Raw genomic sequence first — 17203 nt, forward strand, 5'->3', positions numbered from 1 at the left:
AAGCAAGTTTTCCTGCAACAAAAGGAATCGTGCTTCACAAGTACAACGAACGACTAACATCAAGCAGGGCAGATGAACCATATTCCTGGGGCTGTCTTAAAACACAAAGATTTCTTTCCCAGATTCTAAAATGAATTTTCGGATAAAGGAGGAGCTAATCCAATGGACCGAAGAACTGTTTCCATCCAGAAATCGATATTTGTATCTTTTCTAGCATTCCTTATGGTTATTTCATTGGCTGTACCTCCGGCTCCGGCACGTGCAGAGTCATCCGACATCCTGACGGGCCGCCAGGGAGAATATCTTAACCGGGGTCTCGTTGCGGTTCTCGGAGACAACGGCGTTTTTTTAAGCTGGAGGTATTTGAACAATGATCCTGATGAGATCGCTTTCAATATATACAAAAACGGAACCAAAGTGAACTCTTCGCCCATCAGCGATGTGACGAACTATGTGGACACAACCGGCTTCGACAGCTCGCAATATCAGATTTCCACCATCATTGCGGGCAAGGAGCAAATGCAGCCAGAGGTTGTATCGGTCTGGCATAACGATTATCTGCCTATTCCACTTGATAAGCCGGCTGACGGCCGGACCAAGGACGGTGGAACCTATTCCTATTATGCGGGCGATGCTTCCGTTGCGGACTTGGACGGTGATGGCGAATATGAAATCGTCTTCCTGTGGAGTCCGAGCAATTCCAAAGACAATTCGCAAGCAGGTTACACTGGCAATGTCTATATCGATGCCATCAAGCTGGACGGCACGAAGCTGTGGAGGATTGACCTTGGAGTCAACATCCGTGCCGGAGCCCATTATACGCAGCTCATGGTATACGATCTGGATGGCAACGGAAAAGCCGAGGTCGTTGTGAAAACAGCGGACGGCACAAAAGACGGACAGGGTACGGTCATTGGTGATGGCACAAAGGATTACCGCAACGAGGGCGGATACATACTGTCAGGGCCGGAGTATCTCACGCTGTTTGATGGTGAGACCGGAGCGGCCCTATCCACCGTGGATTACAATCCTCCAAGAGGAAACGTCAGTGATTGGGGCGACGGGTACGGCAACCGTGTAGACCGCTTCCTTGGCGCCATCGCTTATCTGGACGGCAAGAAGCCAAGTGTTGTGATGAGCCGCGGTTACTACACCCGCACGGTGGTTGCTGCCTATGATTATGTTGGCGGAAAACTCGTGCAGCGCTGGACCTTCGACACAAACGAAGCCGGAGCACAATATCAAGGACAAGGCAATCATAACTTAAGTGTGCTGGATGCCGATAATGACGGCAAAGATGAAATCATGTTCGGCGCCTTGGCCATCGACGATGATGGAAGTTTAATGTACAGCACTGGGCTCGGCCACGGTGATGCCATGCACGCCGGACAGCTCGATCCGAACCGGGAGGGGTACCAGGTCGTAAGCGTGCATGAGCATTCGGACGCTGCGTACGGACTGGAGATGCGAGATGCGGCTACAGGTGAGATTCTCTGGGGACAGAAAACAGGTTTCGACACCGGTCGCGGAATGTCAGCGGACATTGATCCGAACTATCCTGGCTACGAGTCATGGGCCACGACTATTACGAATGGGCAAGCCGTCCCTGTAACCAGTGCCTATTCGGCTGCCGGAGAGGCCATTTACACAGCAGATGAGGCTCCCAAAAGTGCCAACTTCGCCATCTGGTGGGATGGAGATCTTCAGCGGGAGCTGTTCGATCATGAGTGGGATAACAGTACAGCTAGAGGAATTCCACTTATCTATAAGTGGGATTACGAGAACAAAAAGCTGGATGAAATCTTCCGGGCGACCGGTACGTTAACAAACAATCATACCAAAGGAAATCCAGCGCTACAGGCCGATATTCTGGGTGACTGGCGTGAGGAAATCCTACTGCGAAGCGAAGATAGCTCGGAATATCGTCTCTATACGACGACCATTCCTTCAGATTATCGTATTCCTACGCTGATGCAGGACCCTGTTTATCGACTAGGTGTAGCCTGGCAAAATGTATCTTACAACCAGCCGCCTCATACAGGCTTTTATCTTGGAGCGGAAGCTACAGCATTCCCTAAAGCCGATCTGTCACTGACGCGTGAAGCAGAAATGCTGGAGTCTGTCTATCAATTTGACTTCGGTACCGAGACAGCGTCAGGGAATACGGCAGTACAGGATACGCTTTACGCACAAGATCAGGGATACGGCTTCATAGAAACAAGTGGTGTTACTGTAGGGGCAGAACAGGTTTCAGTTGAGACAGGAACGACATTTGCTGTTGACCTGCCGAATGCCAACTATAAGGTGACATTGCGACTGGGCAATGACTCGCGTGACTCCAATGCTGGCGTCAAATCCGAATATGTCCAGAAGCTAGCTATGACCAATGTAAAAGCGGGAGAACCGCTGGAGTATTCCTATGACATTGCCCTGGTGGATGGTCAGCTTGATTTCCTCTTTACGGGTACAGCCATAGACATTCAAGATATTATCATAGAGAAATATCCGGATAAATCGGCCGGTGCCGCAACGACGGTCTATATGGCCGGTGATTCAACCATGCAATCTTACAGTGAGATGCAGGCACCACAAGAAGGGTGGGGTCAGCAATTCGGTCGTTATTTCTCAAATGGGGCAGTGATCGTGAATGATGCGATTGGCGGCCGAAGCAGCAAATCGTTTATGGTAGACGGTCGTCTGGATACGATCCTGCAGCGAATCAAGCCGGGAGACTTCTTCTTCATTTCCTTCGGTCATAATGATGCCAGTGCAGGGATACCGGACCGTTATGCATCACCTGAAGATTATAAGATATACCTGGCCAGATATGTAAACGGTGCCAAACAGCGCGGTGCAACACCGGTATTGCTTACTCCGGTTGGACGCAGAGATTTCAATACGGTGACTCAGGAATTCAACGTCAGTTTCCCGGCATATGTGCAGGCTGCCAAAGAGGTAGCAGAGGAGCTTGAGGTGCCGCTGATTGATCTCAGCAAGCTGAGCATTGCGTACTACGACAAAATCGGTAATACTGCAACGGAGAAAGTGTTCCTTTACGCTAATCCGGGTGAATATCCGAAATACCCGAATGGAATCAACGATAATACTCATTTCAGCACGTATGGCGCACAGAAAATTGCCGGATTGGTTGCAGGCGCGGTCAAAGACATGGAGTTGAGTATTTCTTCTCTGGTTATCGACCCGGATATGTCCGAGCCGGAACCGGAGCCAGAAATTCAGCTCTACGAAGAGGATTTTGAAGGCGACGCTGCAGGCTACCAGTATGCGATGGTTAATGCTACGGGTATTGCAGGAACGATGACGGGAACGGTTGTTGAACAAAGCGGAAATAAAGTGCTCTCCGTCACGGGATCCGGATCAGGACATCGGGCTAAAGTGTTCCGTTTGTTCGATGCCGTAAACGGCGATCAGGTAAACGTGAAGTTTGATTGGCAATCGGGCAATGTAAGTGCCTATCCGTCAGAGGGGCATCTTACCATCATGGATTCTAACGAAAATGCGATTCTCACACTGTATACGAAAACCGGAAGTTCCAAAATTCATTATTATGTCGGTGCTTATAATCCGGACTACGGCACAGGTGATACAGCCATACCAGAAGGTGGAACAGCGACAGAGATCTCCAAGAACCAGTGGGTCAATGTGGATGCAGCCGTTAATTTTGCTAAGAAAACGCTGGATCTGACATTAACGAACCTAGCGGATCCGACAGTTACACAGACGATCGAATCTATTCAGATGAGCTCCGCTGCTTACGCGGACAACGTCAGAGCCCTTCGGTTCTTGGGTACGAGAAAAGGCGGTGGAGGCACGCTGAACTGGACGACTCAGATCGATAATGTGCGAATTGAAGGCACGCAGCTCCCTTCCGAGGGCGGGGATCAAACGGCTTTGATTGCTCTGTATGATGAGCTCAAAGCATTGGATCTGTCGGAATATACAGACGCATCGAAAGCTGTGGTGAATCGGGCCTTGGCAGCTGCGGAGGCCATATTCAATACCGAAGCCACTCAGGCTCAAGTTGACCACGCGTTTAACATGTTAACCGTCAGCAAGGATTCATTGACCAAAGAGACGGCTGAAGAGGTACGTGAGTACAAGTTTGATTTTGGTTCCGGGAGCGCTGCCGATGGATACATCAAGGTAGATGCCAAGAGAGCGTACATCGAAGGCAATGGATATGGCTTTGCCGATACTACGCTGACCGAAGATGTGAACCGGGAAACCGGAGATGCACTCAAGGAGGATTTTACGCGGGTAAACGGAACTTCCTTCCTGGTGGAAATGGAACCAGCCAATTACCGGGTAACGATGACTGTTGGGGATGCGGAGGAATCGACGAGCGCAAGTGTCGTTGTGGAGCAGATGACGAAGCTGCCGCTCACGACCGTTGCCAAGGGCGATTTTAAAGAAATCACAACTGACATTGCTCTGATTGACGGCGTATTTAACTTTGACTTCTCTGGAAATACACCGAAGATTAATGCACTGAAGATTGAGCGTCTGCCTGAAAACGGGGCGGGGGATAAGCCTGTTATTTATTTGGCGAGCGATTCCACCGTTGCCAATTACGCGGAGAACTATCGTCCGCAAGCAGGCTGGGGCGAAACGCTGGGCAGATATTTTGATCAAGATGAAGTCAGCATTGATAACCGGGCAGTCGGTGGACTCAGCAGCAAAACCTTCCTGGTCGGTGGATATCTCAACGAGCTTTTGCTCGACATTCATGAAGGCGATTATCTGTTTATGCAATGGTCTCATAACGATTCCACACCGTCCCGCCCGGAGCGCTATCTTACGCCTGAGCAATTCAAGGTATATTTGAAAGAATACATTGATGGAGCTCGGCAAAGAGGGGCGATTCCGGTTCTGGTCACACCAGTGAACCGTCGTGATTTTACTGGAGAGATCCTGAACAAAAGCTTCCCTGAATATGTTCAGGCCATGAAAGAAACGGCGGAGGAGACGGAAACACTCATCATCGATCTGAACCAGGCCAGTTGGGAGTATTTCCAGGAGCTTGGGACAGAAGGAACCAAGTCGATATTCATGTGGGTAGGTACAACGGAAGACAATACACATTTGCAGATGAACGGTGCAATCAAGGTATCTGAACTTGTGGCACGTCTTGTGAAAGAACTGAATATACCGCTGTCAGCCTTGGTCACACTGGAAGGGGAATCACCGGAACAGACAGCTCCGCATACCACGGTATCCGTGGAAGGGGATGAGCACGACGGGTGGTATACTTCTCCAGTCCAAGTAAGCTTTACAGCAAATGATGAAGATTCCGAGATCAAAGGGACCTATTATCAAATCAATGGTGGCGAAGCAGTGAGTGGCACACAGTTGACTCTAAGTGAAGAAGGTACACACACCATCACCTACTGGAGCGTCGATGTGGATGGTAACCGAGAGAGTGAACAGTCTCTGACCTTATCTATTGATCTCGTACCACCAACCATTGAAATTCAGGGTCAAACCGAATATACCATTGATCAGCATGTGGAAATTGGATATACAGCCGCTGATTCAATATCCGGCGTGACAGAACCGACGGGTGTGCTCCTGGACACTCCGGCTTATACACTGGAACCCGGCCTGAACAAGGTGACGGCAACCGTATCCGATTTGGCTGGTTGGGAACAGACGGTAGAATATAGCTTTGGAGTAATTGCTACTTTTGATAGCCTGATTAATCTGACCAACTCCTTTGGGAATGAATCGATCGATCCTAATGCAAGTGCTCTTGCTGAGCAGCTTGCGAACACATTAGGGCAGGCCAACCAGGCAGCTATCAATCATGAAGGAGCAAAGGCACGTCAACTTCTTGCTTCATACGGTAATGATGTTCAAGCAGCTAGAGGAACTGTCTTTACGGATGATCAGGCCAGTGTGTTAATAAAGTGGGAGGAATGGCTCAACCAAGCAACTCCACTAGCGAATGGGGCCCCTGGAACGCCTGTGTTATCTGACAATAACGGTTACGACACGGGTCTGAAAGACGGGGACTACACAGTCACGATGAATTTATGGTGGGGCAATAACGGCAATCAGTTCAAACTGTATGAGAATGGTGAATTGATCAAGGAAATTGCACTGGTCGATCAATCACCATCCGCTCAGTCTGTTCAAGTTGATATTACTGGAAAGAAAAATGGCACCTACATTTATACCGGAGAGTTGATCAATTCCCTAGGTACAACGATGAGTGTTCCCTTGACAGTCACTGTTACCGATGCTTCTCCGGGGCAAGCCGTTCTATCAAACGACAACTGGGACGGAGATGGTAATTTTAATGTCAGCATGAATCTGTGGTGGGGAACGAATGCAACCGAATACGAACTTTATGAAAATGGTATATTGATCGACACACAGTCGCTGCAATCGAATACGCCTCATGCACAATCTGCGGTTACCGCAATTACTGGAAGGGCACCTGGAATCTACGAGTATGAAGCTGTACTTCGTAATTCTTCAGGGGAAACCAGAACTTCCAAGTTAAATGTAACTGTACGAAAGTAGGCTATAATGTTTAAGGTATCTTAAGATATCCCTTTATCACAAGTGATTTAAAACTGAAGTAGATTAGGTATTATAAAAAGTGCTATTCCTCATCCATCTGAGGAGTAGCACTATTTATTTTGAGAAATCGTAAAAAGTACATGATCTTTTACTAGCCGAAGAAAATTAACAGAGAACCCTCAAGTCCCACGGGCAGCTTAGTTCCGTGAATGTTAAAATAAATGAGATCATGATAACGAACAGGAGGGTTTGTATGCTGCCTTTTCCAGCCCGTACAAGTCGTCAAGAAAAATTGGATTTTGTGTATGAGATAAAGGACAAGTTGTTGGATAAATACGATGAGGATATTGAAGCTATCGGCATCTATGGTTCGGTTGCTCAAGGAAAAGACGGCCCATATTCAGATATCGAATTACATGTAATTTGTCGAGATGGAGCGAATATACCTAGCCATGAATTAATCTATCATCCATTCAAATTGGAGATTTCTACAAAGCAGACATCGGAATGGTTAGATCAAGCGCGTTCAGTAGACGATGGATGGGCAATTAAAATGGGGAGCTTCTTACACATTACCTCTTTGTATGATCCGAAAGGTATATTTAAAAGGACGAAAGAAGTTGCACTTTCCGTACCCGAAGAAGCATTTAGAGAAGTGATCGCAGAATTTATCATTTGGGAGCCTTACGAAACGATGGGCAAGATTCGAAATATGCAATTTACGAATAATCTTTCTTATCTACCCCGTGCTGTTTTTGATTTCACATGGCAAAATGCAAAATTGATTGGTCTGTTGAATAAGCAATACTATACCAGTAGAGCGGTAACTCTGGAAGAATCTATAGATAGACAAATTAAGCCAGAAGGATATGTTGAGCTCGCGAGAAAAGTAATCAGTGGAGATTTATCTGAAAAAGAAGAGCTTTATCAGCTCTGTGAAAATCTCTGGTCTGGGCTGAACCGTTTAATTCAGGAATTAGGGATTGAGTACCGAAGCGATAAATTGGAATTCTGACAATCTATTATTTAACTCGGATACCTTATTCGATGATTGGGGAAAAGAACAACCACAATTTTAAGTTTCAAGTTGAAAACTCTTCATGATCGGCCATTAGTATGGTGTGAATAAACCGTTCCCTCAACATGGCTCCTCGATGCTAGCGTTCATGTTGAGGAAACGGTTTTTTTTCTATCAGACACCTACCTTATAACCAATTCATCAGTAGAGAATGAAATCATTAAGAAGGGGATGGAATTGCACGGCTAGAATACTAATCAAAACGAATTGGAAAGTAACCCAACAATCAAATTCTTATTTGTGAAAAGAATACAATAATTGCTCTGATAGTGAGTTGTTTTTAGAACTCATGTTGTCGAATCCAAGTGCATTTCATTGAGCAAAGGAAGTGCACTTCCACAGAGGAGGGATCAACCCGTGAATGTAGTCACCAAGTTGATCAGTGAACTCAAAGATCGCGATAGCCGGCAGCAGTTGAAAGGCTATCGAGACCAAGTGAAACTCATCAGAAAAAGGAATTTGGAGGCGTGGGACGATGTACGACTTCAAGAGGAATCACATCGCTTGAAAGAGGAAGCATTACGGGGCCGAGCTTTGGATGAGCTGCTTGTCGATGCCTACGCTTTAGTCTGCGAGGTGGCGAAGAGAAAGCTTGGATTAAACCCGTACGATGTACAGATCATGGCAGCCATCGCTCTGCATAAGAGATTTTTGATTGAGCAGCACACGGGTGAAGGAAAAACACTCTCTGCTGTTATGCCCGCTTATCTAAATGGGCTGACAGGACAGGGCGTGCATGTGCTGACGTTTAACGATTATTTGGCTAACCGGGATGCCGAGTGGATGGGCCCCATCTATCGCTTTCTTGGGTTAAGTGTAAACTCAGTTCAAGCGGGCATGAATCCGTACGAGAAAAAGAATGCCTACGCTAGCGATATAACCTATGTGACGGCTAAAGAAGCAGGATTTGATTACTTACGAGACACGATCACGCTCAACGAAGTTGAACTGGTTCATCGTCCGTTCCACTTCGTCATCGTCGACGAGGCGGATTCGCTGCTTCTTGATGAAGCGCGGGTGCCGCTGGTTATTAGTGGAGAGTCGGGATCTTCCAAGAATGACGATATTCGTTTCGCAAAAGTGGCTCAGCAGCTCAAACAAGGAGAGCATTACGAATTCGATGAGTTCCAACGGAACGTTTACTTGAATGAAGCAGGCTCAGCGAAGGCAGAGTCACTGCTCAGATGCGGCAATCTGTACGATAGCCATAATACGCATTTGTTAACGTCATTAAATTGTGCGCTGCATGTGGAAACGTTACTGAAAAGAGACGTTGATTACATCGTCCGAGACGGTGGAATCGAGTTGATTGACGAATATACTGGCCGAGTGGCTGAAAACAGGTATTTACCTGACGGACTGCAAGCCGCGCTTGTGGCCAAAGAAGGGCTGCAGTGGACCGTAGGCGGGAAAATTCTCGGCACGATCACGATTCAACATTTTATTAGCCTGTATCCGGGCATTTGCGGAATGACGGCTACAGCACATGCTTCTGCAATGGAATTTGAACATATCTACGCGCTGCAGGTCATGCGAATTCCACCGAACCAACCAAACATACGGATCGACCACCCGCACCGAATTTACACTCATATAGAAGCCAAACGAAAAGCACTTGTACAAGAAATCTCGTCTGTCCATGCGACGGGACGTCCGATTCTCATTGGTACATCCAGCGTTGAGGAGTCCGATAACCTAGCGGCAGCGCTGGCGAAGGTTAATGTACAATGCCATGTTTTAAATGCAAAAAACGACGCAAAAGAAGCCGAAATTATCGCTAAAGCAGGAAAAATTGGTGCCGTAACCGTTTCTACAAATATGGCAGGACGAGGCGTAGACATTCGGCTTGGTGGCGGAAATCCTAAGCAGGCAGGATTGGTCGCCAAGCTGGGAGGCTTATACGTGATCAGTACATATGTGAATGAAAGCGTGCGGATTGACGATCAACTACGCGGGCGTTCCGGCCGCCAGGGCGACCCGGGATCCTCCGTATTTTTTGTAAGCCTGGAAGATGAGCTTATGGTTCAGTTCGGCATCCATAAATTGGTTCATGTACCTAGGCAGGATGAGGCTCTCGATGACACGGTGCTTCTCAGTAAAATCGAGCATATTCAGCGCGTTATTATGGGTCAGAACTTTGATATTCATCTGGAACTGAACAGTTATTCGGATATGGTGGAAGATCAGAGGCGAATTCTATACGCCGAGCGACTTAAGATTTTAAAAGGCGATATATCGATGAGCCCCTCGGAACAGAGGGTCCGTCTTTTTTATATCGACGAGTTCTGGGCGGAACATCTGGCATATGTTTCTTACCTTCGAGAAAGTATCCATTTGGAGAGTATAGCCAGCCGCAATCCAATCGACCAATTTCATATGCAAATCACCCAGGCCTACGAGCAAATTCCGTATAAAATCAATAAGGCATCTCAGAAGATGCTTCTAAAACTTGGAGATTCAAATGATCCATCGGAGTGGGAAAAACTCGGTCTGAAAAGCCCTGCATCCACAAGGACGTATATTATCAACGATCAGTACAGCGAAAATAGACGCAGCTTATGGACTGGAACGACCGTTTTCGCTTTTTGGGGCCGCCAAATTTTGAGATGGGCACTATGGCCGGTATATAGGCTGTCGAAATAGTGATTAAAAGTAGTATTTCCTTTTATCGAATCGATAGATGCTGCAAAAGAAACTCCGAAAACCCACTACATTCAGGGGTTTCGGAGTTTCTCTGTCAGGACAAATTAAACAGTGATGCTCTTCATTTCATGGATTTTTTGGAGGATTTGAACAAGTTTTGTCTTCTTTTCATCATCCTCTGTGTGGAGATAACTCTCCACAAACCTGTATCCAAAGACGAGAAGGATCATTTCATAGACGCAATGGTCTTCAACAGGGGGGGCATCTGCATATTCAGAAAATCCCTGGTAATACGCGGGAACACACCGCTTGTAGTAATCGACCATGTAATTAACATCCGCTTCATCCGCAATCAGACTTGCTAGATCTTCACCCAAGTAGCCCCATCCCGATGTATCCCAATCAATGAGCGCAATTTCTCCATCAGCATAGATCAAGTTGGTCACCCAGAAGTCCCTATGGCATAGCACAAGGGGGAGTTTTTCAATGCGGTCAAATATTTCGTCAGCGTGCTCATCAAAGTTGATAAGCATTTGCCGCACATGCTGCGGGAATTCGCAGTCATCTGAACGTATATAGTCGTGAACAACCGGCCATGACCGGTAGTGCAGATAGGTATTTTTCATGAGGTCCGCATGGCTCAGGTTAGTCAGGCTCTGCAGTACAGTAGGTTGTTTGGCATATAGTTTGCCTTGAAAGCGTCCTAATTCCAGCGCGGCCTGTTCATACATGTCACCGGTCAAGTCCAATCCGGATACGCCATCAATGTATTCAAGCCATAGATGGAATTCATCTTCTTCGGTATTCATCGCGGCATAATAACACGTTGGCCAGCGCAAGGCATTGGAGAAGGTTTCACCCAAGTCAGATGCATAGAGGTCATATTCCCGGCGCCATGAGCCTGGATCATTGTAACGAGTCCATTGCTTCTGAATTTTCAGCACGATGCGGTATGACAATTTTTCACCCTCGGATGTTTCGGCAATCCCCGTCACCAAGTTTACATTTCCCACAGTACCGCCATGTAAAGGTATGGTTTGGTAATCGGCCGAGATGATCTCTCTCTCAAATATTCTGTGTAAGACAGCGTTCAGCGTTTCGGATTTAATATTCATATCTTCTTACCCCCGTTTTTCTTCGTGTTCTTGCTGTACATGGCAAGCGTTTTGCTTCTCGCCCTTTTGTCAATGAGGTAACTCGTTTTATCCTGGACATACCTGTTCTCATGGTGTTGGGCGAGATAATGCTCCCACCGCCCACAAGACAATGAACCGTCGGCAATGGCGGTGAGAACGGCACAACCTGGCTCGGTCTGATGGCGGCAATCCGTAAATCGGCATTGAGGGAACCATGCCTCCACATCGGTAAAGCTTGTGCGTAAGCCTTCATCGGCATCAAAAAGACCAAGCTCCCGCATACCAGGCGTGTCGATGACCATACTTCCGGAGGGAAGCATGAACAGCTGACGATGGGTTGTTGTATGCCGCCCCCGGCTGTCGACCTCCCGGATCGCCTGAACCTTCATTACGTTCTGTTCCATCAATGCATTGAGCAGAGACGATTTACCAACACCAGACATACCGAGGAAGACAATTGTTTTACCAGGCATGAAATAGGGATTGAGTTCTTTCAGCCCCATGGCTGTATGACTGCAGATTGCGTGAACCGGCACGCCAGGAATACTTTGTGTGACTTCGGAGAGTGGGAGAGTATAATCTGGGGCGAGATCAGCCTTGGTCAGAATGATGACCGGCTGGCCGCCGCTCTGCCGGGCTTGTGTCAGGTACCGCATGATACGGGAAACGTTGAAATCCCCATTCAGCGATGAAAGGATAAAAACATAGTCAAAGTTGGTTGCAACGACCTGTTCCAGCACGGTTTTGGTATAACCTGTGGCATGACCGGAGTAATCCGCGCGTGAGAATTTGGAGCGGCGGGGCAGTACTGTAGCGATGAGAGAATCTCCGCTCTCGTTGTAGTACAGCAAGACAAAATCCCCGACGCACGGAAAGTCAACGCGTGTTGCCGCGCCGTGATAAAAGGTTCCTTTAAGAACCGCTGTTACTTCCCCGCGCTCGGTCATGACCGTGAAGCGCTCGCGCCTAAGTTCAGTCACCCTGCCGGGGAATAATCCACCTTGAATTGCATCTATTTCTGTATAGCCATAGGTTTTCATATCGATCATGTTTCTTGGTTAGCTCCTTTAATATTGTTTTTTGGACGCAAAAATGCCACGGACAAGCAGCCTCTTAAGAAGCTGCTGTCGCGCGGCATCAGGACGCAAAAAAGATACGACCTTCATCGTATCTGCAAACAGCAATATTCACGAAAGGTTACTTTGGATGGCATACCAAATAATACGGGCGTATTCCCGCTTTTTTCGTATATGCCAACTATTCAGTTTTAAGACGAAACCACCATATAAGTAGCTGCCATTAAAAACATCTCCCTTCGTGTAAGGAACTAGCTTATCACTAAGCTCTCTATAAAATACCCTTTTTTACCAGGAAAATCAATTGAAAAATACGACTAACCGAAAACGATCCTTCCACTTATTTTAAGGAACATTACCGTTTACATTACATTGAAAGTATATTATAGTTATTAAAGAGTTATTTTATCCGTGATTAAAGGAGAGACCAACATGAATCCAAAATTACAAAAGAAAATTAACAACTTAGAAAATATCGAAAGATTTCCTGCAGAGGAATTATTGGAGCTACTGCCTATCAAGAAAACCGACAATGTATTGGACCTTGGAGCGGGCACTGGTTATATTTCCATGTCCATTGCTGAACGAGTGAACACCGTATATGCGTTGGACAATGATAAGGATGTTCTTGAATATTTGGAAGCCCAAGCGACGGAGAGAGGTATTACGAATATTACATCTGTGGTAGGTGACTTCAGAGAAATTCCGTTAGATAACCAGATTCTTGATATAGCTATTGCATCCATTTCTTTACACGAAGTTAGGCCTCTTGCAACAGCTCTGAAAGAGATCAACAGAATATTGAAAGACAGAGGCTTGTTCTTATGTATCGAATTAGAAAAGTCAGAGACTTCAACGGGTCCGAGAGTTTCTTCCAAAGATATGGAAGTGGAAATGCTTGATGCTGGCTTCACCATTGTTAATAAAGTCTACCCGTCAATCCAAATTGCCAACCAATCTGTCTATATAATCCTTGCTCAAAAGTAAAAAGGGCACCTGTATTCTGCTGGAAACCAAAGCTTAATATAAATGAAAGCGGGGCTTTCGATATCATCGGCAGCCTCGTTAATCTACAGATGAATTTACGCTCGTACTCGGTTGCTCCTGCTCGATATGGAAAGATATAGCTTATATGAATTCTTCACCTTCATGTAAGAAGGGGTGTTTAATGACTTCCCCTTGTCCTGCTACTAGTTTTGGTGGCGAGAAGTATGAAAGCGTTTGACTTATTCGAATATCGATCTATAATTATGAAGGAAATTGGACGAGGACGGAAACTGACGAAGTGTCCTGATATGTGTCCGCCTGAATGGATCGAAATGCCGACGAGCTTCAAAGTAGGCCTCAGCCTATGGGGATAACGATATTCGGTATAGCTGTATGTATACTCACAGCAAGCTTCCATAACCAGGAGGCTTGCTGTTTTTATTTTTAGAAGGAGACTAGGTCAGAATGACACTAAAAAAAAGGATCTTTTTATTGTTCTTCCTCAGTGCGTTTATCCCTTTTATCAGCATATTTGCGATTTCTTACTATACCATTGACTCCATTTTCGCAAATAAAATCGATGACGGCATCCGCAGTAATTTACAGCAGGTGACATCCTCACTGGAGAATTCAATCACCAATCTGAATCACGTTACACAGCAATTGTCCTACCGAGGAACCATTGGCAAGAAGCTGGATCAATTCCTGAAGCCTTCCTCGGATATCTTCCTATTAATGGAGGCGAGAGACGAATTAAAAAGTGAGTTAAGTGTGGTCACGTTTACCAATCCGAATATTGGTTTGACCTTGTATTACTTCCAGAAGGATGGAACTACACAGTTTGGCAACTTCCCGATTAAGGATCACTTTTCTCCGGAGTCACTGCCTGTACTCTTCCAGACCTATGGCATTAAATATTATGGACCGCATATCAGCATGAACCGGTTCGATGACCAACTCGTTCTGTCTGCTCTGCGAAGAGTACAACTGCCCGAAAGGGACGACGTGTACATTTACGTAGAGTCCGGCTTTCGTCTCACACAGGATAACTTGGGATACAGTCAGTACAACGGGGCTCTGTCTCATCTGATCCTGGATGGTGAAGGCAACATTGTGTACAGTGAGATACCGGAAGCGATGAAGGTCGGGGAGAATTTCTCCAGCCTGACCGCCGATCCTGCCAAGGACGGGATATCCCGGGGGTATCACTGGTTCAAGGAGGATTCATCACAGAAATGGAGTGTCGTTTCAGTCATTTCGCAGGCTCAATATCAGCAGGAAAAAAACCAGTGGTTACTTCAAATATTGCTGGTCGCCTTATTTTTCCTCGGCTTTACCGTATTTCTAGCTTGGCTCCTGTGGAAGATGGTGTATAAACCACTTGGTTTGTTCCATTCGGAAATCAACGGGATGTCCAAAAATCCACAAATGACGGGGAGCCGAACTCGCACCCAGATTCCCGAATTTGATTTTCTGCTCGGTGAATTTTCCAACATGCAGCATCAAATTGGCGATCTCTTCAAGGAAGTGCAGCAGAAAGAAAAAATTCGTGCAGATCTTGAAGTGGAAAAACTGCTCTATCAGATTAACCCGCACTTTCTGATGAATACACTGGATACGGTACACTGGCTGGCCGTCATGAACGGACAAGGGGAGATCGACAAGCTGGTACAGTCATTGAACAAGCTGCTCTATTACAACTTGGGCAAATTAGGGCAAGTATCCACGATGGAAGAGGAGATTGATGCATTAAGACAGTATCTGATTTTGCAGCAAATTCGGTATGACTTTGAATTCGACGTCCGTATTACTGCTGATGAACAAGTGCTTCAAATTCCTGTGCCTCGTTTTATTCTGCAACCTCTGGTTGAAAATTCGCTCTATCATGGATTGAGTGACGAAGGCTTTATTCAAATTGAAGTGACATGTAATACAACATTGAACATTATGATACAGGATAATGGTGCAGGCATGAGCGAGGAAACCATTCATAAACTGCTGAACAATCGTGTAGCTGAACAACAAAAAGTAGGAATGGGCATTGGACTCAATTACGTTCACCGCATGTTGAAGTCACAATATGGGGACCAAGCACAATTGGTCATCGAGAGTGAATTGGGAATGGGGACAAGCATTCTGCTCATACTGCCCATTAAAGGAGAAGATATCTCAGCATGATTAAGGTATTGATTGTGGATGACGATAAGCTGGTACGCAAAGGCATTAGCTCAGCGATGCCATGGAACGAATTCAATATGGAGGTTGTAGGAGAAGCAAGTAACGGAGCGAAAGCATTGGATTTCCTGAAATCCCAACCGGTCGATCTCATGTTGACGGATCTTGCGATGCCGGTCATGTCAGGGATTGAACTGATGCGAGCCACAAAACAGCTCTATCCGGAGCTTCATATTGTCGTGTTAACCTTACATCAGGATTTCGATTATATCCAGGAAGCACTGAGACTGGGCGCCATTGATTATATAGCCAAAGTCCAGCTGGAGAAAGAGCAATTCGAACATGTTCTGCACCGGATCCATACTCGTATTACGGGGTTGACGAGTTCTATCCGAAAGATGCCTTCTACCAATGAAATTAATGTCCGTTACCCGAATGTGTATGCACTCGTTTCCCAAGATCGCAAATCCGAACAGAAGTGGCCAGTGGAACTGACCACCGATGGAGATGTGATCCGGTGGGAGGTTGAACGGAATAGCTGGATGTGGGCAGCTTCGGATGAGGAGCAGGACCCGCTGTTTCATCAGTTAAAGGCATCCCTGAATGAAGTTCCCCATAGTACGTTATTGGTGTTGTCCGATGTACAAGAGAGAACATGGTCCCAAATCAAAAACTGGATTATGAATTATTCAGAGACATCTCTATTCTATGCGTATAACCCCGATGTCCGAGTCATTGCGGTTTCGATGAACGAGGAAGAGACATTTTTAAAAGAACCGCAGGATGAGGACATAGACCGGATTAAGCAAAGTTGGTTCCAAACCCCATGGACTCATCATGACGCGTACTATAACCAACTCATTGAACAGTTTACATCATTACGATTAAACAAGGGCCAGTTGATGGGATTACTATACTCCCTCGTTATGGAATGGAATCACCTGTTTGCCCAAACAACGCTTGGAAGGATCTCGATGATCCATGGTTTCGATTCCTGGTACGAGGTTGAGAAATGGATTAAACAGACTGCGGTAGTTATTCGTAAGGCCGACGAACAGACCTCGTATTCCCAGGAAATCATCCATGCCGTGAAAAAAGCAGTGATGATCATGCAGGATGACTTGGAGCAGGCGTATACGGCTTCAGGCCTTTCCCAACAACTCAACATCAGCCGAAGTTATTTCAGTCAATGTTTCAAAGATCTGATGGGGAAAACCTTTAATGAGTACTCCAGGTTCATCCGGGTAGAGAAGTCGAAGGAGTATTTACTCAATACAAACAACACCATTTTCTGGATTGCCGAGCGAGTGGGTTATACGGATGAAAAATATTTCAGCCGGATTTTCCGTGAAACGACAGGCCTTCTGCCAAGCGAATATCGGCAGCAAGGCAGAGGAGTCAAATAGCAGATGTGTCCCCATTGAACAGACACCCATCATAGGGAAAGTGACCGTCTCCATGATGATCGTTGGAGGCCGTCATGGAAATGGTCCAAGAGACATTTTATCATTTTATCGATTATGGATAAATTGAAGGCCGACAGTTTCCTGTTTGAGGAGCTG

Annotated in this window: 8 protein-coding genes; 6 read left to right on the forward strand and 2 right to left on the reverse strand. The window is 46.2% G+C overall.

The genetic code is table 11. From position 1 onward, the window contains the following. Nucleotides 1–162: 162 nt before the first annotated feature. From CHI14_RS01960 to CHI14_RS01970, 3 genes are all read left to right on the forward strand, one after another. On the forward strand, nucleotides 163–6546 hold the full coding sequence (locus tag CHI14_RS01960; RefSeq protein WP_095286751.1) for a rhamnogalacturonan lyase family protein: 6384 nt from the start codon (nucleotides 163–165) through the stop codon (nucleotides 6544–6546). A 253-nt stretch (nucleotides 6547–6799) separates the two neighbouring features. After that, a complete protein-coding gene (locus CHI14_RS01965; RefSeq protein WP_095286752.1) occupies nucleotides 6800–7561 on the forward strand; it encodes a kanamycin nucleotidyltransferase C-terminal domain-containing protein in 762 nt (253 codons plus the stop codon). Between the two features lie 420 nt (nucleotides 7562–7981). Then, complete coding sequence (locus CHI14_RS01970; protein ID WP_095286753.1) at nucleotides 7982–10267, forward strand: preprotein translocase subunit SecA; 2286 nt, start codon at nucleotides 7982–7984, stop codon at nucleotides 10265–10267. A 104-nt stretch (nucleotides 10268–10371) separates the two neighbouring features. Here the strand turns inward: CHI14_RS01970 and CHI14_RS01975 are convergent, their stop codons facing one another. Further along, on the reverse strand, nucleotides 10372–11382 hold the full coding sequence (locus CHI14_RS01975) for a phosphotransferase (protein ID WP_095286754.1): 1011 nt from the start codon (nucleotides 11380–11382) through the stop codon (nucleotides 10372–10374). After that, entirely contained in the window at nucleotides 11379–12383 is a 1005-nt protein-coding gene (rsgA, locus tag CHI14_RS01980; protein ID WP_249280967.1) for a ribosome small subunit-dependent GTPase A, read from the reverse strand. The genes CHI14_RS01975 and rsgA overlap by 4 nt, the downstream gene beginning before the upstream one ends. Before the next feature lie 528 nt (nucleotides 12384–12911). Here rsgA and CHI14_RS01985 point away from each other — a divergent pair. The 3 genes from CHI14_RS01985 (at nucleotide 12912) to CHI14_RS01995 (ending at nucleotide 17047) form a co-directional block, all read left to right on the forward strand. Next, nucleotides 12912–13466: a class I SAM-dependent methyltransferase gene (locus tag CHI14_RS01985; protein WP_095286756.1), complete on the forward strand. Its 555-nt coding sequence runs from the start codon at nucleotides 12912–12914 to the stop codon at nucleotides 13464–13466. 465 nt (nucleotides 13467–13931) lie between these two features. Next, nucleotides 13932–15644, forward strand: a complete 1713-nt coding sequence (locus CHI14_RS01990; RefSeq protein ID WP_095286757.1) for a sensor histidine kinase — start codon at nucleotides 13932–13934, stop codon at nucleotides 15642–15644. Further along, nucleotides 15641–17047 carry a response regulator transcription factor gene (locus tag CHI14_RS01995; RefSeq protein WP_095286758.1) on the forward strand — a complete coding sequence of 469 codons (1407 nt, stop codon included), beginning with the start codon at nucleotides 15641–15643 and terminating at the stop codon, nucleotides 17045–17047. Before CHI14_RS01990 ends, CHI14_RS01995 begins: the two co-directional genes overlap by 4 nt. Nucleotides 17048–17203: the final 156 nt, after the last annotated feature.

The sequence above is a fragment of the Paenibacillus sp. 7516 genome, assembly GCF_002272715.1.
Classification (GTDB): domain Bacteria; phylum Bacillota; class Bacilli; order Paenibacillales; family Paenibacillaceae; genus Paenibacillus; species Paenibacillus illinoisensis_A.

What these genes read in the sequence shown, in the direction of transcription:
- CHI14_RS01995 (WP_095286758.1), top strand. Translation starts at nt 15,641, where the DNA reads ATGATTAAGGTATTGATTGTGGATGACGATAAGCTGGTACGCAAAGGC.
- CHI14_RS01965 (WP_095286752.1), top strand. Translation starts at nt 6,800, where the DNA reads ATGCTGCCTTTTCCAGCCCGTACAAGTCGTCAAGAAAAATTGGATTTT.
- CHI14_RS01975 (WP_095286754.1), bottom strand. Translation starts at nt 11,382, where the DNA reads ATGAATATTAAATCCGAAACGCTGAACGCTGTCTTACACAGAATATTT.
- CHI14_RS01960 (WP_095286751.1), top strand. Translation starts at nt 163, where the DNA reads ATGGACCGAAGAACTGTTTCCATCCAGAAATCGATATTTGTATCTTTT.
- CHI14_RS01985 (WP_095286756.1), top strand. Translation starts at nt 12,912, where the DNA reads ATGAATCCAAAATTACAAAAGAAAATTAACAACTTAGAAAATATCGAA.
- CHI14_RS01990 (WP_095286757.1), top strand. Translation starts at nt 13,932, where the DNA reads ATGACACTAAAAAAAAGGATCTTTTTATTGTTCTTCCTCAGTGCGTTT.